Consider the following 21,229-nt stretch of genomic DNA (forward strand, 5'->3'; position numbering starts at 1 on the left):
TGAACCTTTATAGTGTCAAATGTAGCGTTTAAACCGTAATCAGTAAAAGTAGCTTCATCAAGTCTGCGGAAAATCATCAGACATGTAGGCATAAAAAAAGCCAAGCCCAAATCCAATCCTACCAAATATGCTGCAGTTCACTCAACATAGGTAAGATAAGATGGGCTTGACTCAGTAGTATATCAGTAGTTTGTACAGACATTATAACTAAACCGCTTTAATGTCTGAGTAAATTACTCTTCTATCTTTCTGACTTCTTCAGCTTGCAGACCTTTGTCACCTTCTACTACGCTGAACTCAACTTTTTCGCCATCTTTTAGAGAACGATAGCCATCACCCTGAATCGCGCGGAAATGGACAAAAATATCTTCTCCGCTGTCACGTTGAATGAAACCAAAGCCTTTTGAGTCATTAAACCACTTAACGATACCTTGCTCACGAGCTGACATAATATTACTTCCTAAAAAAGTCCGCTTAGCCCTAGCTTCCTTTGCGACATTGCATATAAACAGGGTCTAAGATCATGAAATCAAAAATTAAGAGTATTACTACTCTACTTACCATCGTCTATGTAGTGCTTTAATTACCTACATAGTGTTTTCATAACGAATTCGCCAAACGCACTTATCGTCATAAAATTTGATGATAGCAACAAACTTGCAATATTTATTGCATAAAAAATATCATAGCACGGGTTTTTAGCAACATAAAGACTTTTAATATGCTTTTTGATATCTAAATAATTTTTTAGACAAATTTTTATAACCTAGCTATCAAGCTGTTATGATAAAGAGCAAAATGCGTTGAAGCCATTTTAGCTTAACGCCGCGCACCTTAGATTATTCTTATACTATAATAAATTATTAACATTGCTCAATAGTTACCGAGACCATTATGACCTCTTCTACTCCGTCAAAAACAGCCGAACAATCAACTAACGACAATTCAAATCAAATACTGACTCATAAATTACTACTGGTAAACGGCGTAAATCTGAATTTACTAGGTAAACGAGAACCGCATATTTATGGTCATACGACACTTGCTGATATAGAAAAGCAACTAGTTGAGCACGCCGCTCGCCACGGTGTAGAGTTAATATGTATACAGTCCAACCATGAAGGTAAGCTAGTAGACGATATCCAGCATCATGGACTATTAGCGGATAAATCTGCCCAAGTCGATGCTATCATCATTAATCCGGCTGCATTTACGCATACTTCAGTGGCTCTGCGCGACGCGCTATTGGCCACCCAGAAACCATTTATAGAAGTACATTTATCCAATGTTCATGCCCGTGAGCCTTTCCGTCATCATTCATATCTAAGTGACATTGCGGTCGGGGTTGTTTGCGGCTTGGGACAATTAGGCTATCAAATGGCGCTTGATTACTGGTTGAGCAATATGTATGCAGTTGACACGAACAAATGATATGACGGCGCTTACTTTTTTATAAATAATTACTCGCGTCTTCACACATTAGTCAAACAGTAATCTTGCAATTAAAATAATAGAATTACGACTGAGTAAACAACCCATTATACGGTGACATGAATGGCAAAATCGTCCGGAAAACGCTTTATGAAACTCGCTGGCATGACAGCGAGTATTGCTGGCAAAGCCGCCAAAAACTCATTTAAGCATCTCTCAAGTGACGAAGAGAAACGTCTGCAAGCTCGCTCAGATCTGATGCAAGATGTGGGTGTTCAAATTGCCGAAACGTTGGGTGAGATGAAAGGCGCAGTGATGAAGGTCGGACAGATTGCTTCACAATATAAGGATGTGTTCCCGCCTGAGGTTGCGTCAGCGCTCGAAAAGCTACAGAAAGATGCGCCGCCAATGCCGTATGCGCAGATACAAGCCCAAGTTGAACGCGAGCTAAAAGCGCCTATCTTAGAATTATTCAGCGAGTTTGAAGAGACACCCTTTGCCGCAGCATCCATTGGACAAGTGCACAAAGCAACGTTGCCATCGGGTCAAAAAGTGGTGGTCAAAGTCCAGTATCCTGATGTCGATGAAAACTGCGATAGCGATCTCAAACAAGTACGTATGGCATTAAAAATCGCTGGCGTGCTCAATATGAGTAAGCAACTACAAGAGCAGCTTTTTAATGAGATTCGCCAGAGTCTGCATGATGAATTGGACTATGTCAAAGAAGCTCATAACTTACGCGTATTCGGCGCTTTTCATGCAGAAGATGAAGGCCTTATTATTCCAAAAGTGATTAGCAGCCATTCTTCTAGACGGATTTTAACGTTGACCGAAGAGATGGGAGAGACATTGACTGTCGCTGCGACATGGGACAATGACATCAAACAAAAAATAGCAGAGCGTCTGTTTCATTTTACCGCAGGGCAGCTGTTTGGGTTGTACCGTATGCACTGCGATCCTCATCCAGGTAACTTTGCGTTCCGTCATGACGGCAGTGTCGTGGCTTATGACTTTGGCGGTATTCGCAGCTATAGCGATAGCGAAGTACAGCTATTTAAACGCTTTGTCAAACATGCACTAAGAGGTGACGTCACTGCACTTGAGCAAGATTTGATTGCGCTAGATATTCGCCGCGAAGATGACAAAAACATCCCTGGTGAGTTTTATGAAAAGTGGTTATCAATTGGACTCAAACCTTTATCCATTAGTCCTTATCAAGAAGGCGAATTTGATTTTGGGAGTAGCCAAGTCCATCACGAGGCCATTGCACAGATGCGTACGTCTTTGAAGTACTTTGGTCAGTTTCAACCCTCAGCCACCACTATGATGCTAGACCGTACTGTATCAGGACAATATTGGAATCTGGTCAATCTAGGCGTCGAGATCGACCTGTCACCACTGGTTGATGAATATATCGATGCGTAGTAGATGTATTGACTGTCACGATTAAATCTATTCCTAGATATGTAGCGCGTGACCACAACGATCGCAAAAGTCTGCCCCTACTGCATGACCGAATTTACCACAGTTGGGGCAAGTCACTGGGTTAAGTTGTGGACGCATATTACGTGCTAACTCTGACGTAAAAATACCTGTTGGTACCGCAATAATCGAATAACCCGTGATCATGACCATGGTTGCAATTGCTTGGCCGAGCGGTGTCTTGGGTGACATATCACCATAGCCAACCGTCGTCATCGTAACAACGGCCCAGTAGATAGACAATGGAATACTGGTAAATCCATTTTCCGGCCCTTCTACGACATAAATAATTGAACCAAAGATGGTTACCAATAATACAAGCGATAAGAAAAAGACCGTAATTTTCTGTTGACTGGTTTTTAATGCAGACGCCAAAAACCCAGCCTGTTGCATATAGGCCTTGAGCTTAAGAACGCGAAACACACGTAAAATACGTAATACCCGTATCACGAGTAGATACTGCACGCCTACAAACATTAAGCTCAAATAACTTGGCAATACAGATAGTAAATCTACTATTCCAAAGAAACTAAAAGCATAGCGTAAGCGGTTGGGTGCTGAAAACAGCCTTAACGCATACTCAATAGTAAACAAAATGGTAAAAAACCACTCTGCATAAAAGAACAACGTGCCATACTGCAAACGCATATATAGCACACTATCAAGCATGACGACGGCCACACTGGCTAAAATTGCAATCAGCAATACAATATCAAAGAGCTTACCCAGACGAGTATCTGTGCCTTCAATAATGATATGTGTACGGTTACGCAAGTGTGTAAGAGCTTCGGCGGTTGGTTGCTTCATAGAATCAGTACTTTATAAAATCAATGGCTTGATAGCACACAATGACTTAAAATGTGATGGATAAGGGCAAGTTGGTCAAAATAGCTAAAACTGGTTTATAATATCGCTCACCTATCACAGTGAATACAATCTATAAGTTGCCACAGTGTAGCAAAAAAGCACTCTCAACAACATACAAATCGTTAACGTGCCAGTAGCGCTACTACCTCAAATAGACAAAGTAATGATAGTATAAAATCAGGCAATCAGATACCGAAGGTTGTTGTTGATCACTCTTTTTACCCATAAAAATAGTACGTAGAACTTAAGGATGTTATATGGCAGGCCATTCAAAATGGGCAAATATTAAACACCGTAAAGCCCGTCAGGATGCAGTAAGGGGTAAGATATTTACCAAGATTATTCGTGAAATCGTTTCAGCTGCCAAACAAGGCGATCCCGATCCTGACAAAAACCCACGCTTACGTGCCGTTATCGAAAAAGCCCTATCCGTCAATATGACGCGCGACACGATTAATCGTGCTGTCGACCGTGGTACAGGTGGCGGCGATAACGAGAATATGGAAGAAGTCAGTTACGAGGGTTATGGTGTCGGTGGTGTGGCTGTATTGGTCGAAACCATGACGGATAACCTTAACCGTACGGTCAGCGAAGTACGTCACGCTTTTACCAAGAATGATGGTAATCTTGGCACATCGGGCTCAGTGGCGTATCTATTCACTAAACGTGGCGAAATCACTTTTAACGATGTCAGCTTAGAAGATGAAGTCATGCTCGTTGCACTAGATGCGGGCGCCGTTGATATCGAAAATGATGGCGAAAGCTTGCTCGTTATCACTGAATGGGAAAGTTTCGGTCAAGTCCAAGATGCTCTTAATGCGGCTGGTCTTGTTTCTGACAATGCCGAGGTCACTATGTCACCATCTACTACGGCTGAGATCGACAATGTTGATGATGCTGAAAAGATCATAAAGATGATCGATATGTTAGAAGATGCTGATGATGTGCAAGAAGTTTATACTAACGTGAATTTCTCTGCTGACGTCATGGCCCAGCTTGAAGCGTAATCTTATTAATTGTTCAGTAAAAAGGGCCAGATACTAAAAGTATTTGGCCCTTTTTTATTAAGACAGATTTGGACTCAGTTTTACGTCCAACTTCCTTCTAGTGCTAGTAAATACTCTTTTTTATCCAGCCCGCCTGTATATCCACCGAGCTTACCGTCGCTTGCAATCACTCGATGACAAGGCACGATAATGCTAAAAGGATTTTTGCCATTGGCCTGCGCGACCGCACGAAACCCCTTTGGACTTTTGACACGCTGCGCGAGTGTGGCATAGCTAATGGTTTCGCCATACTCAATACCTTGTAATGCCTGCCATACTCTTTGCTGAAACTCAGTGCCCATAGAGAAGTCCAAAGGCAAATCCAATGTCTTACGTTTACCATCAGCATAGTCTTTAAGTTGAAAAATCGTTTCTATTAATAATGCTTGAGCAGGTTCATTCATGCTTAGGCTATTTTTGTCTATAAAAGTAAAATCTTCGTCTGTCAGACCATAGTACTTTTTAAGTTTAGGTACAGATTTTGAGCTATGCCATGAGTTACCTGCCAGCAGCCAGTTGGCTTCAACAAGCATAGGCTGACCATGCTCATTGACACGAGCAATCAGTGTTAATCGATGTGACCCAAAGGCTGCTGTGGTAACTATCATAGCGTCTACTTCCCTATTGTCTTAAAAATAATTTACCAGTTAAAACTGGCTCTCTTATTCTTTATCATCGGTCTCGAACAAAGCGGCGACAAATTGCTTCGGACTAAAAGAACGTAAGTCGTCAATCGACTCACCCACACCAATATAGCGGATAGGCACATCTGTCGTTTCGGCAATATTAAACACCACTCCACCTTTAGCCGTACCATCTAGCTTAGTAATGGTGATGCCTGTCAGCGGCACAACTTTATTAAACAGCTCGACTTGGTTAATAGCATTTTGACCCGTGCCAGCATCTAGCACAATCATACCTTCATGCGGAGCACTTGGATCCGCTTTACGCATGACACGTACGACCTTCTCTAACTCTGCCATCAAATGTGTCTTATTTTGCAGACGTCCCGCAGTATCGGCGATGAGCACATCGATATTTTTTGCTTTGGCTGACTGCATCGCATCAAAAATGACAGAAGCGCTGTCAGAACCATGACCTTGCGCTACCACTGGAATATGATTGCGCTCGCCCCAAATCTGTAGCTGCTCAGTAGCTGCCGCACGGAACGTATCGCCCGCTGCCAGCATGACTGACTTACCTTCGCCCTGTAGACGCTTGGCAAGCTTACCGATCGTTGTGGTTTTCCCTACGCCATTGACACCTACTACCAATATAACAAACGGCTTTTTGCTAGTATCAATCACCAATGGCTCAACTTTTGGTGTGAGGATATCAACCAACTCACTTTGCAATGCTTTATATAGAGAGTGTGCATAAATCAAGTCACCACGATCTGTTTGCTCGGTAAGGCTCTTGATGATACGGTTCGTCGCGTTGACGCCGATATCGGCTACCAATAGCTGATCTTCGACTTCTTCTAATAGCTCGTCATCAATCTCCTTACCACCGATTAAGATACTGACCATGCCTTCGGCTAAGTTTTTGCGTGACTTACTGAGGCCCGTTTTCATACGGTTGAACCAGCTGCCCTTTTTCTTATTCTCTTTTCTCTCTTGTGAGTCTGTAGCAGGTTCTTTGCTAGTAGCTGCTTGTGCGTCATTGTCAGCTACCGGGTTTACACTTGGCGTATCACCCAATTGCTCTTGCAACGGCATAGCAGGAATGGTTGACGCAGTATTAGTTTGACTTGTAGCAGCTGTCTCTGTAGCGCTCGAAAAGCTTTCAGAATTACCTTTAGGGACGTTATGCTCTTCTGTCATGACAATTGGCGTCGCCAAAGCAATATTGTCTGCAGCATCATTGCTAGAGACATCTTGGTTTACCGTACTGTCCTTTTGTGGAGCAACACTCTCTGTTTCATCAATAACGGGCACAGATTGCACCGGTAGACTGGGTAAGGTAATATCATCGTCATCTAAGTCGTCAAGACCCGCATCAAGGTTAATGACTACGCGGTTGCTATTGTTTGGGTTGTTCATAAGTTTGCCCTAAAAGTTATCACGATTAATTATTTGTTTATTGTTAATGGATTTGCATATTGTCATCTGGCTACGAACGACATGATTCTTAATTTTGACCTATTTTAGCATAATTCAAGTCATGCTCAGCCCTTACCCTATTAGACTATCGTCAAAATTGATCTGTTTAAAAAATCACTCAATGATTTGAGAAAGTTTTGCTTAAGGTTTGGACACAAAATTCTGACTTGTTACTTGTCGGACTTCGCCTACTCTACCAAGACTTATTCGATAAATACTTATTAGGAATCCGTTATGTCATTATTCTCTAAGCACTACAAAAAAATCAGCAGCATCAGTGTGGCTGTTTTATTAACGACAACTATATTGGTGACGGGTTGCACTACGACGCAAGAGTTTAGACCGACTGCTAGCGTTATGGTTGGTGCTCAGACCTCTTTGTAACGCTATTTATCACTATGATTAGCCTCTAATCCTTCTATTATTATTTTATATAAGTAGACCATACCATGCCATTGTCTTTATCTCTAGCAGCTGCGCCATTACGAATGGCTTGTACCTTAGCAGTAGCAACGTCACTTGCTGCGTGTCAAACCAATACGATGCCTACTAATTCTGCAACCGTGACAAGCTCAATCGCAACAGATAGCTTGGCTCTAAACATATCAGATGAGAATAAAACGAGCAAAGACACTCAGCCGTCTGAGTTGACAATGGACATGTCAGGTCGACATGAATATCAGTTAGAAAATGGTCTAAAAGTCGTCATAAAAGAAGACCACCGTGCCCCAGTCGCTATGACACAAATCTGGTACCGAGTGGGCTCGGCAGATGAGCCTCTTGATAAAGGTGGTATCTCTCATTTACTCGAGCACATGATGTTTAAGGGCACGACCAATGTCTCTAGTGATGACTATGAGCGGCTAATGGCCAAGTTTGGCGGCGTCAACAATGCCTTTACCAGCTATGACTATACGGGGTACTACGAGCTATTCCCTGCCAATCGTATGCCATTAGCGTTAGAGCTTGAAGCAGATCGCATGAAAAACCTTATATTCGATGACAAAGAATTTGCCAAAGAGCATCAAGTGGTCATGGAAGAGCGCCGCCAACGTACTGATGACAATCCACTTGCCAAAGCGTATGAGTCATTTCGTCTACTGGCCTTACCTGACAGCCCAAAGGGTGAGTCTGTCATTGGACCTATGAGCGAGCTAGAATCGATTAAACTTTCAGATTTAAAAGACTGGTATAAGACATGGTATGTACCAAATAATGCGACGTTAGTCATCGTCGGTGACGTGCAACCACAAGAAGTACTTACTCAAGTCAAACGTTACTTTGGTGATTTAGAAAAAAGCAACCTACCCAAACGTACTTCTGTGACTCAAAAAGGCTTCCGTGGTTATCAAAAGGTTGACTCTGAGCAAGCCGTACAAGTGCCCGTTCTACTGATGGGTTACAACGTGCCAAGCCTTGCCACGACAGACTCAAACAATGAAAAACAAGCTTATGCCCTGTCACTTGCGCAAGATGTGCTCGATGGTGGCTTATCTGCACGTTTAGAGAGTCGACTGATACGTGAGCAAGGTATATTGACGACGGTTGGTACTTCTTACGACTTGTTAGATCGCGGCGATGGGCTGTTTTTAATACAAGCAACACCTCGTGAAGGCGTCAGCTTAGAGCAAGCACAACAAGCCATAACCTCAGAAATAGAAAAGTTAAAAACCGATCCTATTGCCGATGATGAAATCAGTCGCGCCAAGACTAATACGGTGACTGGTTTGATTTATGCACAAGACAGCATGGAAGGACAAGCACGTATGATAGGCTCGTTACAATCTATCGGTCTAGATGACAGACTGCTTGCTAAGTTGCCAACTAAGCTCGACGGTATCAGTGTGGCTGACATTCAGGCTGCCAGTAAACAGTATTTGGTCAAGGACAACTTGACGGTGATGCATGTCGTGCCACCTAAAGACAATAAAACCCCAGCAAAATAGTAGCTGCCTATTATCAAACGTCTCATAAAAATGGCCATAACACTGTATTCTTAATAAGAAGAAACTCATGATTCAGAATAAATACGACTCTAAAGCAAGACAAGAATCTTTTAAGGCTGCTTCATCCTCTATAAGAAGCACTATCGCATCTACAAAGCGAGCCTACCTCAGTGCTAGCGTAGCTTTTGCTTTTAGCGTCTTAGCTACTACCGCGCAGGCAGATGCAACAGCTGCTGAAGATTACCGCTCACCTGCTGCAGTCGATGCAAGTGCGCCAATTGCTGCCTTATCTAAACTGACCAGCTTAGATGATGACAAACCTTTAAAAGTCACTGTACCAACCATTCAACAGTTTAAGACCAAGTCTGGCGTACCTGTTATGTTTGTACAAACGACCACCTTGCCAATTGTCGATATTGATTTGCGTTTTAATGCTGGTAGCGCGCGTGATGGTAGTATCAAAAAGGATGGTTTTGGTATTGCTAATATGACAGCGACGATGCTCGAACAGGGCTCAAAAAGTCTAGATGAAAACGCATTTACACGTGCAGTGGAAACGTTGGGCATCAATCTAAGCAGTAGCGCCTATAAAGATATGTTTGTCGTTTCACTGCGTAGCTTATCTGATGATAAGCATCTCCTACCAGCCATTGATTTAATGACACAGATGGTAAGTGAGCCTACGTTTGACGAGCAAGTTCTAGCACGCAATAAAGCAAGACTGTTGGTAGGCCTGCAGCAACAAAAACAAGATCCCAATAGCCTAGCAAGCATCGCTTTCAATGATGCTTTGTACGGTACTCACCCTTACGCGCATCCATCAGTCGGCACACTAGAAAGCGTTCCTACGATTGAGAAGCAACAACTGATAGACTTTAAAAACAAATATCTAGTGGCAGCAAACGCATCTGTCGCTATGACCGGCAACCTGACATTAGAACAAGCCAAAAAACTGGCAGAAGACATCACTGCTAAATTGCCTGCTGGCCAAGCTGCCACTGATTTACCTGAGCCGAAACCGCTTACCAAAGCGCAGCACGTTCATATTCCATTTCCAAGCACTCAAACCACTGTACTCATGGGACAGCTGGGTAGTAAACGAGCTACCGACCCAATAGCACAGCAGCAGCAGACCAACTTTGCTGTTGGAAACGAAGTCATGGCAGGCAGTGATTTTAATGCGCGGCTAATGACTGAGGTGAGACAAAACCTTGGCTATACTTATGGAATCTCAGGATCGATGAACCCAATGCTCTCTCGAGGTCCCTACCAGATTGGTTTTTCGACACGTAATGACAAGGCGCGTGCGGCCATTGACGCAAGCTTAGCGGTTATCAATGAGACGCTGGACAAAGGTATCACCAATGAGGAGATGCGCCTAACTACAGATAATTTGAAAAACAGCTTTCCGATGGGATTTGCGAGCAATGCAGGTATTAATGGCTTACTTGGAATGATGAACTTTTACCAATTGCCGAATAACTACTTAGCTGACTATACCAATCGCATTGATCAAGTCACACTTTCAGAGGTCAATCAAACCATGCGAGATACGCTAAAACCTGATAACTTTTTGATAGTTACAGTTGGACAAGAAGATCCGTGGAAAGAAAAGAAAGTGGCAAAGAAAACCAGTAAGAAATAAATCGCTAGGAAGTAGGTTAGAAAAGATAAGGCTTATTAATTTTGTAAACGTATTATGAGTAGTAAAAAATACTGCTCATAACATCTACTTTGATATTTGAACGGCTATAATCTTTAAATAAGAAGTGAAATATTAGGAATGCTTAGTATTAAGAATACTTGGCGTCAGAAATTTTTAGCGCAACATCATAGACAAAATGCTCAGGCTTATGGGTGGCCCCGTTATAGCTCAGACGGATAACATGCTTATCATAAGACGTCACTTTATAATTACCGTTGGCAAAGTTATGTAGCGTCGGCACAATTAATAGCGCTTCTATTTGACGGTTATCTACTTTAACATTGAGGCGCTGACCCTCTCGCGGATATAAGAAATAATCACAGTAGTCATTTACCATGACCTCTGATATACGTTCAATAACCTGATTACCTGTTTCTTCTTGAATTAATTTTGGACAGACATCAGAGCGCTTAGAGGCCAAACGAGCATAAGAGTTTTTGATACTATCTTCTATCTCTTTAGAGCTTTGTATATGTCTATCAGCCTTATCCGTCACTATCATATTGTTTTCAGAGGACATCTCTGTACTACACGCACTAATCAGCAATACCGACATAAGTGCAGAAGTAAACAAAGCACCATACTTATAGTTAGAGTGCAAAAAACTTTGTTTCTCGTTATTTAATTTATGATAGCTTTTCATTGTCGAGCGCTGATTTTTCATAGTTTTCGCTTAAAGTAAATTTGGTGGTTTTCTTTATAAGCCATGAAAATATAAAGGCGATTGATAACACATATTATTAAAGCATAGTTTTTAAAGACCAAACAAATTTTTAATGAACTCATGCGTCTATCCTATGAATCCTACCAAATAATTACAAAATTATTATTTTTAGTAAACATCGGAATAGTATATATAAAAATGAATATATATCTAGCGTTATCTCGGCTAACTTTATATTCATTTGAATTCTCGATTCTTGACAAGTCAGTTAATAGCGGCAAGAAGAAGAACTACTAGCGTGATTAAAACCCCATTTGCGATAACCATCCGTATCTAAATGAATAGCTCCCGTCGCATATAATCCTAAGCCAAAGTTATAAGGCTGCCCTTGATACTGCCAAAACTGACATAAGCCATCATGCATGGTACTCAAGCGCCATAAATTGTCTTCGTACTCAGGCACCCAGATATCCATAGCACTTGCATTCATATGCTTACTACCATCTGCCCCGCCTGCACAGTCATTCAAACCTGGGTTACGATATACCGAACGTATCTCACTGCTGAGTGGTAAAATACCTTGGTTTTTCAACTCACTATAAAGGCGCAATGTTGGTACAATGTTAGACCATAGCTCTTGAGGTGGCAATTGATACGGCTCATACCCGCATTTACTCCAGCTACGAGCAGTCGTCAGCAGTTGCGACAGTGGCGGTACATTCTGTGACCCGACTCGTGCGCTGAGATAGCGTTCATACTCTGCTACCTGTCTGGCACGATAGCTATTGCTATTTAACCATGCGTTAAAGTCCATATTCATAGAATCGTTATAAGCACCATTATAGGTGTTGTTTGCTGTACTATAAGTAGCACCGCGTCTCACTACATTCACACGTTTATTTTCTTCAATGGATAACCTAGCATCAATCTCGAAATCACGCTGTTTTTGTACAATCAAGTTTTGCATACTGTCGCCACTTGATGCATTCGCACCACTCAACATGGTGACACCAGGACGCTGATTTGAGCTGTTAGTAGAAGGCGTTATATACGCATTACTGTTATTGCTTGTACTGCTACTTTGACGTATTTGAATACGGCGTTCACTATCGTCACTGATAATAACGGCATGAGCACTGACACTGCCAACACATAGGATAAGAGTAATAATAGGTTGGCAAATTTGCCTATACGCATGGATTTTTGATTTTATCATTGCAAGAAACTACCGCTAAAAACGTTTTATCGATACTATCAAATTTTCAACAAGCAGGCTAAACTATCGCTTCTAATTTGAAGTCCAATATTGATAATTAACACTTATCCTTATAACTTTTATAATTGAGTGACTTTATTATTATTTGTGAATTATATAGCGATCGCTTGCTCGCATACTTTTATTAAAGTCGGTACTTTTAAGTACGCTTCTCATCATTATTTATAATGAGATAATTTAGTTAGTACTTCCCTCCTACACCAATTGTTAGCCAAATTCTGCCTATGTCTTCTAACCCGCAATATCGTTTTTCACGTCAAAGCCATCATTTGGGTCAAGGTCATGCACCGACACTATGGCAACGCATTCATATCGACCCATGGTTAACTTTACTGTTATTGACGGTTTGTTGTATTGGTCTGACGATTCTATACAGTGCCGCAAGCCAAGATATTGGTATGGTTATTCGCCAAATGGTCAGTTACGGTGTGGCATTTGCTGTGATGTTTACTATGGCGCAGATACCGCCCAGTCTCTATCGTACCTTTACGCCTATATTTTATGTCTTAGGACTTATATTATTAGTATTGGTAGATATTATCGGTGAAGTCCGTATGGGTGCTCAGCGCTGGATCAATTTGCCTGGGTTCGGTAGTGTGCAGCCTTCAGAGTTCATGAAGCTGGGCATGCCAATGATGTGTGCTTGGTTTTTGTCTAAGCGTGATTTGCCGCCGTCAGCATCTAGCATCGCTATTACCTTGGCATTGATCATTGTACCGGTGCTATTAATTGCTAAAGAGCCTGATCTTGGTACATCACTACTGGTCGCTGCTAGTGGTATATTTGTGCTGTTCTTAGCAGGCCTTTCGTGGCGATTGATTTCTGCTGCTGTAATTTTGGCTGTACCATTTATTGCCTTTGCTTGGAACTTTTTACTCCACGACTATCAGCGTACGCGGGTATTGACACTACTTAATCCTGAAGCAGATGTACAAGGTGCTGGGTGGAACATCATTCAATCGAAGACAGCTATTGGCTCTGGTGGCCTCACTGGAAAAGGCTATCTAGAAGGCACGCAATCGCACCTACATTTCCTACCAGAAGGCCATACTGACTTTATTATTGCAGCCTTCTCCGAGGAGTTTGGTTTGCTCGGTGTGATGCTACTGATGTTCATTTACTTTTGCCTTTTATCACGCGCCTTATATATCGCTTTCACCCATCCTGATGTTTACAGCAGATTGTTGGCTGGTGCTATCGCCATGTCTTTCTTTGTGTATATATTCGTCAATGTCGGTATGGTTGGCGGCATTTTGCCTGTCGTAGGTGTTCCACTACCATTCATTAGTTATGGTGGTACAGCTATCGTGACTCTGATGGCAGGATTTGGCCTACTCATGTCTATCCATACACATAAATCTGGCTAACTGGAATAAGATGCTTTCTGTATAAATTGTCTTTAGAGTAAGTCGTTGTAATAATTATGGTAGTACCATTAAGATAAATTGTTTTGTACTACTAATGATTTGATAAAAGACAATTAGCCATAACGCGAAGAAGAGTTTTATTCTTCGCGCTATGGCTTTTTTATTTTAATGGTTTTCATATAATGGATGTTCGTATCAATCACTATAATAGTTACAAATCCGAAATAATTATTTTTTTAGCATCCGCTATTTTTACTAAAAAATATATATAATTTCCGACATTAGCTAATCACCTACAAGTTCAGAAAGATTTTATTCCTTGTTTTTTACAAAAAATTGCGTTAACCTCGTTTTACTGTACTCTGATACATAACCCGTACATAGCTACTAATAAACTTTGCATTTAAATATATTTAGGTTGTAGCGTAGCCGTATAGTTAGCATCTTGTAGATTCCAGACTTTCAAATACACTACTTAATTAACGGTTTGATAACAAAGCGATACGCGATGTCCTCTGAACCTTTTACTAACGTAGCATTCTAAAGAAGTTTGTATATCGCACATCATGTAAATACGACATATAGTGACATTGTCACTCAGTCCTGATTTTGGACTTTGTATTCAATGCTTATCGCTAACTATCATTTGAGCGTATCGTCAGTCACTTTATCTATTAGATGTACTGAATACTGATGATAATGAAATGAAAAATTACCATATATTAATACCTATAAGAGCCATTCGTTAATCAATATGAAAACAATAGATTAATGCCATGCTCAATCTAAAATACTTAGAGTTAGGTTTTGATGTATAAGTTATAGAGGTATTTATGAACAAGCGTTTATCTGGTTTACTTACAATGTCAGCAATGTTATTTGCTGGCTCTGCAGTCGCTACCAATGCAAATGCTGTAGAAGCAAAGACCACACTTGCTATGATTTCGCAAGATAACGCCTCCCACATCGACCGTGTACTTGGTGAACTAAGCCGTCAGCATGATGGTGCATCAAGTTTGGTAAAGTCAGCCCGTCAGCCGACTTCATTGGCACTTAGCAGCTCATTGTTAGCCAATGATACGACACAAGTTACCAATGATGAAGATGTATTAGAGCGCCTAACAGCTGTCGCCTCTAACTCTGTCAGCAAATTTAAGCAAACTGGCCTTGCGTCTTGGTATGGTCGTAAGTTTCATGGTCGCAAAACTGCCAGTGGCGAAACTTTTGACATGAACGGTTTAACTGCAGCGCATCGCTCATTACCATTGAACTGCTATGTCAAAGTTACTAACAAGACCAATGGTAAAAGTGTCGTGGTAAAAGTGAACGATCGTGGCCCATTCCATGGTAACCGTGTTTTGGATTTATCTTATGGTGCTGCCAAAAAACTCGGTATTACGAGCAAAGGCGTAGGTAACGTTGCTATTGAGCGCGTTGCAGGGCCTTAATTTTAGGTATCGGTTTTAAAGACCAATAATATTACTAGCCCATATAGCAAAAAACGCCTAACTAATCATTAGTTAGGCGTTTTTTATGGTTTATATTTATCGTTCCAAACTAATAGTAGCTACTAAGCTAGTCAAAACACAGTACTATTAGTCCTATGTACTTTATAACTCAAATGCGCTTTCGATAGCGTCATCCAGGCGCTCAACAGCAATCACGTTGATACCTTTAAACTGAGGCGCATCCTTAGCAGGCGCATTGGCCTTTGGAATGATGGCATGCTTAAACCCATGTTTCATCGCTTCTTTCAGGCGCTCTTGTCCGTTAGGTACTGGGCGTATCTCACCCGATAGACCGACTTCACCAAATACGGCTAATGAAGATGGTAATGCTCTCTCTTTGATACTTGAAGCACAGGCCAACAGTACGGCCAAATCAGATCCTGTCTCTATGACTTTGACACCACCGACGACGTTGACATAGACATCTTGTCCACTGGTATGTATTCCGCCGTGACGATGCATCACCGCTAGTAGCATGGATAAACGTTGGAAATCTAGACCCAACGCCATTCTTCTAGGCGAGCCTTGTGAATCATCGACCAAGGCCTGTACTTCTACTAGTAGCGGCCTTGTTCCCTCACGACTGACCATGACAACTGACCCAGCAACAGGTTTGTCATAACGACTTAAAAATATCGCTGATGGATTGGCAACTTCTTTGAGCCCCATATCAGTCATACCAAAGATGCCCAGTTCATTAACCGCACCAAAACGATTTTTGACCGCACGAATCATACGAAAACGTGAGTCAGACTGGCCTTCAAAATAAAGTACGGTATCAACCATATGCTCCAATACTCGCGGACCTGCTAGCGTGCCTTCTTTGGTTACATGCCCTACTAAAAATAGCGCTGTACCTGTTTGCTTAGCATAGCGCGTCAAAATCGCTGCAGACTCCCTAATCTGACTGACACCACCTGGTGCAGAGTTGATAGCATCCGTATAAATAGTCTGAATAGAATCGATAATAGCGATGGCTGGCTGCTCTTGCGTTAATGCAGCACAAATGGTTTCTACGTTAGTTTCGGCCAGTACACGCAGTCTATCAGCAGGTAAATCTAAGCGTTTGGCTCGCATGGCCACCTGTGCAAGTGACTCTTCACCCGTCACGTATAGTGCACTACCTGCCAATGAATCGGCTCGTGCCATGTTGGTCGCCGTTTGTAGCAATATCGTTGATTTGCCAATACCCGGATCACCACCGATTAGCACCACAGAACCCGCCACTAACCCACCACCCAGTACGCGATCAAACTCACTAATACCGGTTGGTAGGCGTGTGTCGAGCGTCACACTTACTGCGTTAAGCGGCATGACAGCACTGTGAGTACCGGAGTAGTTACCAGCTGGCGCACTGGTACCACGAGTAGCAGCTCTAGCGTTATTGGGCTTAGCGGTGCTTTTATTATGGTGAGGCATGCTGACATTTGGGGCTTCAACCAAGCTATTCCATTCCCCGCAATCCGTACACTGCCCAGCCCATTTACCAAAATGCGCACCGCAATGCTGACAGACATAGCTGCTTTTATTTTTTGCCATAGCTTATAAGCCTTATTCAGAGGATCAATCGAGAATAATGAAGAAAGTATTGTCACGCTTTATAAGCGCTGATTCAAAAATATTTGTCATGATAAGTCAGCCATTGGTTTTGCAAGCTGTACTTGAAAGAGGATAGTGTTAATTGTAGATATAAGTAGTAACTGGCTTATAAGCTCTATATAAAATAGTGTTAGCCAGCTCTATTAGTTAATCAGAAAACACAAAATTATTGGTATGAATTTTACGTAGCGTTTGGAAAGCAAAATGCATAGGGAGTAAGGAAAATCCATACCAGATAACTCTACTTTAACGGCACCTTTTTATTTTGAGCGCACTATATAAAATAGAGTATGAGATAAGCAACTTAACGCTCTCACTTATACTTGAAAGTCTTTACCTAGATAAACAGATTTTACTAAATCATTTTCTAACACTTCAGCTGAAGTGCCTTCTGCAATGATAGCGCCTTCTGATACGATATAAGCCTTTTCACAAATAGCCAGTGTATCTCGAACATTGTGATCCGTGATTAAAACGCCAATACCGCGATTTTTCAATGTCAAAATAACGTCTTTAATATCACCGACAGAGATAGGATCTACCCCTGCAAAAGGCTCATCCAATAAGATAAACTTAGGATCAGCAGCCAATGCTCGCGCAATCTCACAGCGACGACGCTCACCGCCTGACACGCTCATACCCTGAGACTTGCGCACATGTTCTAAATGGAACTCGCCAATCAACTTTTCAAGCTCTTGCTGCTGTTCAGCTTTACTTAATTCTGTACGAGTCTGTAAAATAGCTAAGATATTGTCTTCGATAGATAATTTACGAAAGATTGATGCCTCTTGCGGCAGATAGCCGATACCCGCACGCGCACGCTCGTGCATTGCGTATTTAGATAAATCCATTTTACCTAGCGTAACACGGCCCTTATCCATATTGACCAGTCCCACCACCATATAGAAGCTAGTTGTTTTACCAGCACCGTTAGGGCCTAACAATCCAACGACTTGACCTTGCTCAACAGAAAATGAAACGTCTTTGACTACCCAACGCTTTCCATAGCGCTTGCCTAAATTTTGCATAGTCAATCGAGCGACAGGCGCCGTATTGGTATTTGATGCCGATAGGTCTAGATTTTTATCATCGCTCATAACTTACTCTTACTTTCACAAAATTTAAGCATTACTAAAGGCAGGCTTACCTACTCATAGCCTATTTATCTGGATTAACGTACGCCACTTTGGTTTGTACCATTGTTAGGCGGGAATACCAATTCAACGCGCTGATTACCACCAGCGGTTGCTTCAACATCACCTGCTTTTAGGCTATAACGGATAACATTACCAGCGAAGCTTGCACCATTTTGAACCAGTTTTGCATTGCCAGTTAGTGTAATAATCCCAGACACTGCGTTGTAGTCAATCTTGTTAGCCTGCCCTTTTGCCAAGCCCTTTTCTTGCGTGACTACTTGCTGCATAGTCGCTGGACGGCCAGTTGCTACTGCTGAGTTAATGCTACGCTGCTGAGAAAGATTGACCGTGATGTTATCAGCCGTCATCTTAAACGTACCTTGAGTGATAATGACATTCCCTGCATAACTGGTCACGCCGGTACGCTCACTATAAGTAGCTTTGTCCGCTAGCAATTTAATCTGCTGATTAGAATCTGATGGCAATGCATGACTATATAGCGGTAGCGCCAATAGCAACACCATTGGTAGTGCGCGCAATTTGTGCAAGCAGAATGACGATGCGCGTAAAGTAGGCAAAAATTTAAGTTTCATATAAATAACTCATTTCATAATAGGTGGTAGGATTTGCAAACTTTATGCTAGCTGCTATTTTTTGACACAGTAAATAAGAAAGACTTTGATTAAAATAATGCTTTATCTTGGCGTTCAGATGGAGAAAAGGCAACAGCAACTTGGCCAAATTCATACTCACCTGTCTCAAGATTGGCAGTCATACTAGAGGCTTCAAATCGATTCATGCCTTGTTCGATTTTCACAGGCGCGTCACTGTATACTTTGCCTGATTTCGTATTGCCCTTTAGCGTACTACCAGTTACTTTTATTGGTTCGATATCAGGGGTACTCTTATTGCCTTCGCTCACCAGTGTAAATCCACCTGATAAACTAAGCTCCCCTGTCTGTTGACTAATAGCTGCACTGCCCGCTTGAATACGATAGCGTTGCTCTGCAGATGGTTCCCAATTCATGGTAATGCCTGACATTTCATCCTGATTGGTCTCAGGATTATGCGTCAAAGACTCAGCGGTAAGCTCGTATTCGGTTTCACCCTGATCATTAGTCTGTACGGCTTTGATATCAGTGGCTTCATAATCGACATCTGTCGTTTCAATGTTGACTGGCGGCGTTACGTCGCCTTGCTGCTGAAAAAACCAACCCGCGATACCAGCAATAATTAAGGCTAATACAATTAAGACACGTGTATTCACGACTGTTTATCCTGAGTTTGCGCCTCATCAAGCGTGTAATGCGCGATAAAGTCTTGATAATGTCCATGACCTTTTAAGATAAGATCACATATCTCGCGCACTGCACCAGTACCGCCAGCACGAGTCGTTACCATGTCACTGCGCTTGATAACTTCAGCATGCGCATTAGGTACGGTTGCTGCAAATCCTACTGTTTGCATCGCCTTAATGTCTGGTAAATCATCGCCCATATAGGCACAGTCGGCAGCAGTGATATTCAGGGTAGAATCTAGAGACGATAGTAGCTCGTTTAGTGCAATGAGCTTATCATCACGGCCTTGCACCACATGGTTGACGCCCATTTCTGCTGCGCGCTTGTTTACCATCGCACTACTACGGCCCGTAATGATGGCTGTTAAAATACCGTAACGGGCTAAAGACTTAACACCCACACCATCCTGTACGGAGAACGCTTTGGTCTCAACACCATTGGCATCATAGATGATTTGACCATTGGATAAAATACCATCGACATCCATGACCAATAGTTTTACTTGTCCGGCTTTCTGTATCAAGTCCTGCATTATTTGTCTCTTTTTAATATTTATTTTCGAAGCGTTATTCTATATAGCTTAACTATTTCAACGGCAACTCACAGACCTTATTTGACCCCAGCTTGTAGCAAATCATGCACGGTAATAATAGCTTCTAAACGATCTTCATCATCGATAATCAATAACTGGCTAATACCACTTTCATTCATAACACTTAGCGCATCTGACGCACGCATCGTTTTACTAATATGGCGTGGATTGTTGACCATCACTTCATGCATTGGCGTTTGTAGATCGATGCCTTTTTCTAACCCTCGGCGTAAGTCACCATCTGTGAACACACCGACGACCTTATTGTTATCATCAGTCACTACGGTCATGCCCAATCGTCCGGCAGACATAGTAAACAAAGCTTGTTGCAATGGGGCCTGCTGATGAATCAAAGGCAAGTCCTCTGAGTTCGTATGCATCAAATCTTCAACACGCGTCAATAGCTGACGACCCAAGGCACCAGCAGGATGCGATAATGCAAAATCTTCAGAAGTGAAATTACGTGCGTGTACTAAAGCAACCGCCAATGCATCTCCGAGCGCTAAAGTAGCTGTCGTACTGGAGGTAGGCGCTAGATTAAGCGGACAAGCCTCTTGCGACTGACCAAGTGTCAATACAATGTCAGCTGCTCGTGGCAACATACCGCGTTTATCACGACTGATACTAATGAGAGGAATATTTAGATGCTTAACAACTGGCAGTAGCATCTTGATTTCATCTGACTCACCTGAGTTTGAAATAGCAAGTAGCACATCACCTTTTACAAGCATACCCAAGTCGCCATGTCCCGCTTCACCAGGATGCATAAAAAAAGCAGGCGTACCAGTTGAGGCAAAGGTCGCTGCAATCTTGCGTCCAATTAGCCCTGACTTACCCATGCCTGTAACTACCACTCGACCCTTACAAGTCAGGATGATGTCACATGCTTGGGCAAATCTGTCGTCAATCTGCTCTGTTAGTAGTGCTAACGCAGATATCTCTGTGTTAATGGCCTCGATAGCAGTGGTAATAAATTGCTCATGGGTTAAGTTGTTTTTGGTATCACTCATGAATCTGCTCTATTTTTATAATGAATCAATACGCTATTTTACTACACTATGTTTCATATTAGTAATGGTCTACAAAATCTACACTAATATAGTGCTTTATACTGAATAAAGAGCTTGCTGCTATTTATACAAAAAAAACCCACTATTATCAGCAGGTTTTAAACGAATAAATCATGTCTTAATGTTTTTTCAGACAACAC

General features: G+C 42.0%; 19 protein-coding genes and 1 pseudogene. 8 read left to right on the forward strand and 12 right to left on the reverse strand.

The annotated features are described in order from the left end of the window. Positions 1–233: 233 nt before the first annotated feature. Positions 234–449, reverse strand: a complete 216-nt coding sequence (locus ACHEVO_RS00850; protein WP_057760416.1) for a cold-shock protein — start codon at positions 447–449, stop codon at positions 234–236. A gap of 445 nt (positions 450–894) precedes the next feature. Here ACHEVO_RS00850 and aroQ point away from each other — a divergent pair, with 445 nt between their 5' ends. Further along, positions 895–1,431, forward strand: coding sequence for a type II 3-dehydroquinate dehydratase (gene aroQ, locus ACHEVO_RS00855; protein WP_394123546.1), 537 nt, complete (start codon positions 895–897; stop codon positions 1,429–1,431). A gap of 123 nt (positions 1,432–1,554) precedes the next feature. Then, positions 1,555–2,856, forward strand: a complete 1,302-nt coding sequence (locus tag ACHEVO_RS00860; protein WP_394123547.1) for an ABC1 kinase family protein — start codon at positions 1,555–1,557, stop codon at positions 2,854–2,856. 33 nt (positions 2,857–2,889) lie between these two features. Here the strand turns inward: ACHEVO_RS00860 and ACHEVO_RS00865 are convergent, their stop codons facing one another. After that, positions 2,890–3,720 carry an ion transporter gene (locus tag ACHEVO_RS00865; protein ID WP_057760421.1) on the reverse strand — a complete coding sequence of 277 codons (831 nt, stop codon included), beginning with the start codon at positions 3,718–3,720 and terminating at the stop codon, positions 2,890–2,892. A 317-nt stretch (positions 3,721–4,037) separates the two neighbouring features. Here ACHEVO_RS00865 and ACHEVO_RS00870 point away from each other — a divergent pair, with 317 nt between their 5' ends. Further along, positions 4,038–4,787, forward strand: a complete 750-nt coding sequence (locus ACHEVO_RS00870; RefSeq protein WP_160022690.1) for a YebC/PmpR family DNA-binding transcriptional regulator — start codon at positions 4,038–4,040, stop codon at positions 4,785–4,787. An 80-nt stretch (positions 4,788–4,867) separates the two neighbouring features. Here the strand turns inward: ACHEVO_RS00870 and ACHEVO_RS00875 are convergent, their stop codons facing one another. Further along, positions 4,868–5,434: a methylated-DNA--[protein]-cysteine S-methyltransferase gene (locus ACHEVO_RS00875; protein ID WP_394123548.1), complete on the reverse strand. Its 567-nt coding sequence runs from the start codon at positions 5,432–5,434 to the stop codon at positions 4,868–4,870. Between the two features lie 54 nt (positions 5,435–5,488). After that, complete coding sequence (gene ftsY / locus ACHEVO_RS00880) at positions 5,489–6,400, reverse strand: signal recognition particle-docking protein FtsY (RefSeq protein ID WP_227526712.1); 912 nt, start codon at positions 6,398–6,400, stop codon at positions 5,489–5,491. A gap of 762 nt (positions 6,401–7,162) precedes the next feature. Here ftsY and ACHEVO_RS00885 point away from each other — a divergent pair. The 3 genes from ACHEVO_RS00885 to ACHEVO_RS00895 all read left to right on the forward strand — a co-directional run bounded on the left by ACHEVO_RS00885 (position 7,163) and on the right by ACHEVO_RS00895 (position 10,519). Next, positions 7,163–7,312 carry a hypothetical protein gene (locus tag ACHEVO_RS00885; RefSeq protein ID WP_156410696.1) on the forward strand — a complete coding sequence of 50 codons (150 nt, stop codon included), beginning with the start codon at positions 7,163–7,165 and terminating at the stop codon, positions 7,310–7,312. 65 nt (positions 7,313–7,377) lie between these two features. Then, the gene (locus tag ACHEVO_RS00890) at positions 7,378–8,874 is read left to right on the forward strand and encodes a M16 family metallopeptidase (RefSeq protein ID WP_394123549.1); all 1,497 of its coding nucleotides are present in this window, start codon (positions 7,378–7,380) and stop codon (positions 8,872–8,874) included. A 67-nt stretch (positions 8,875–8,941) separates the two neighbouring features. Then, the gene (locus tag ACHEVO_RS00895; protein ID WP_394123550.1) at positions 8,942–10,519 is read left to right on the forward strand and encodes a M16 family metallopeptidase; all 1,578 of its coding nucleotides are present in this window, start codon (positions 8,942–8,944) and stop codon (positions 10,517–10,519) included. Between the two features lie 148 nt (positions 10,520–10,667). On the opposite strand, the gene ACHEVO_RS00900 is transcribed toward ACHEVO_RS00895, so the two are convergent. After that, positions 10,668–11,243: a hypothetical protein gene (locus ACHEVO_RS00900; protein WP_394123551.1), complete on the reverse strand. Its 576-nt coding sequence runs from the start codon at positions 11,241–11,243 to the stop codon at positions 10,668–10,670. A gap of 268 nt (positions 11,244–11,511) precedes the next feature. Continuing rightward, entirely contained in the window at positions 11,512–12,459 is a 948-nt protein-coding gene (locus ACHEVO_RS00905) for a D-Ala-D-Ala carboxypeptidase family metallohydrolase (protein WP_394123552.1), read from the reverse strand. 284 nt (positions 12,460–12,743) lie between these two features. Here ACHEVO_RS00905 and rodA point away from each other — a divergent pair, with 284 nt between their 5' ends. Then, the gene (gene rodA, locus ACHEVO_RS00910; RefSeq protein WP_057760433.1) at positions 12,744–13,886 is read left to right on the forward strand and encodes a rod shape-determining protein RodA; all 1,143 of its coding nucleotides are present in this window, start codon (positions 12,744–12,746) and stop codon (positions 13,884–13,886) included. Positions 13,887–14,992: 1,106 nt separating this feature from the next. Continuing rightward, positions 14,993–15,334, forward strand: a pseudogene (locus ACHEVO_RS00915) (septal ring lytic transglycosylase RlpA family protein); the annotation flags it as partial. A 162-nt stretch (positions 15,335–15,496) separates the two neighbouring features. On the opposite strand, the gene radA reads toward ACHEVO_RS00915, so the two are convergent. The 6 genes from radA to ACHEVO_RS00945 all read right to left on the reverse strand — a co-directional run bounded on the left by radA (position 15,497) and on the right by ACHEVO_RS00945 (position 21,029). Next, positions 15,497–16,933, reverse strand: coding sequence for a DNA repair protein RadA (radA, locus tag ACHEVO_RS00920; RefSeq protein WP_102094543.1), 1,437 nt, complete (start codon positions 16,931–16,933; stop codon positions 15,497–15,499). 377 nt (positions 16,934–17,310) lie between these two features. Next, complete coding sequence (gene lptB, locus ACHEVO_RS00925) at positions 17,311–18,021, reverse strand: LPS export ABC transporter ATP-binding protein (protein ID WP_379544987.1); 711 nt, start codon at positions 18,019–18,021, stop codon at positions 17,311–17,313. A 143-nt stretch (positions 18,022–18,164) separates the two neighbouring features. After that, positions 18,165–18,722 (reverse strand): lipopolysaccharide transport periplasmic protein LptA, encoded by a 558-nt coding sequence (gene lptA, locus ACHEVO_RS00930; protein WP_394123553.1) that lies wholly within the window; start codon positions 18,720–18,722, stop codon positions 18,165–18,167. An 89-nt stretch (positions 18,723–18,811) separates the two neighbouring features. Continuing rightward, positions 18,812–19,396 (reverse strand): LPS export ABC transporter periplasmic protein LptC, encoded by a 585-nt coding sequence (gene lptC, locus ACHEVO_RS00935; RefSeq protein WP_201607298.1) that lies wholly within the window; start codon positions 19,394–19,396, stop codon positions 18,812–18,814. Next, positions 19,393–19,959 carry a KdsC family phosphatase gene (locus ACHEVO_RS00940; RefSeq protein WP_394123554.1) on the reverse strand — a complete coding sequence of 189 codons (567 nt, stop codon included), beginning with the start codon at positions 19,957–19,959 and terminating at the stop codon, positions 19,393–19,395. The genes lptC and ACHEVO_RS00940 overlap by 4 nt, the downstream gene beginning before the upstream one ends. Positions 19,960–20,036: 77 nt before the next feature. Further along, on the reverse strand, positions 20,037–21,029 hold the full coding sequence (locus tag ACHEVO_RS00945) for a KpsF/GutQ family sugar-phosphate isomerase (protein ID WP_394123555.1): 993 nt from the start codon (positions 21,027–21,029) through the stop codon (positions 20,037–20,039). Positions 21,030–21,229 lie beyond the last annotated feature (200 nt).

Source organism: Psychrobacter nivimaris (assembly GCF_043419765.1).
In the GTDB taxonomy this organism is placed as follows: Bacteria; Pseudomonadota; Gammaproteobacteria; order Pseudomonadales; family Moraxellaceae; genus Psychrobacter.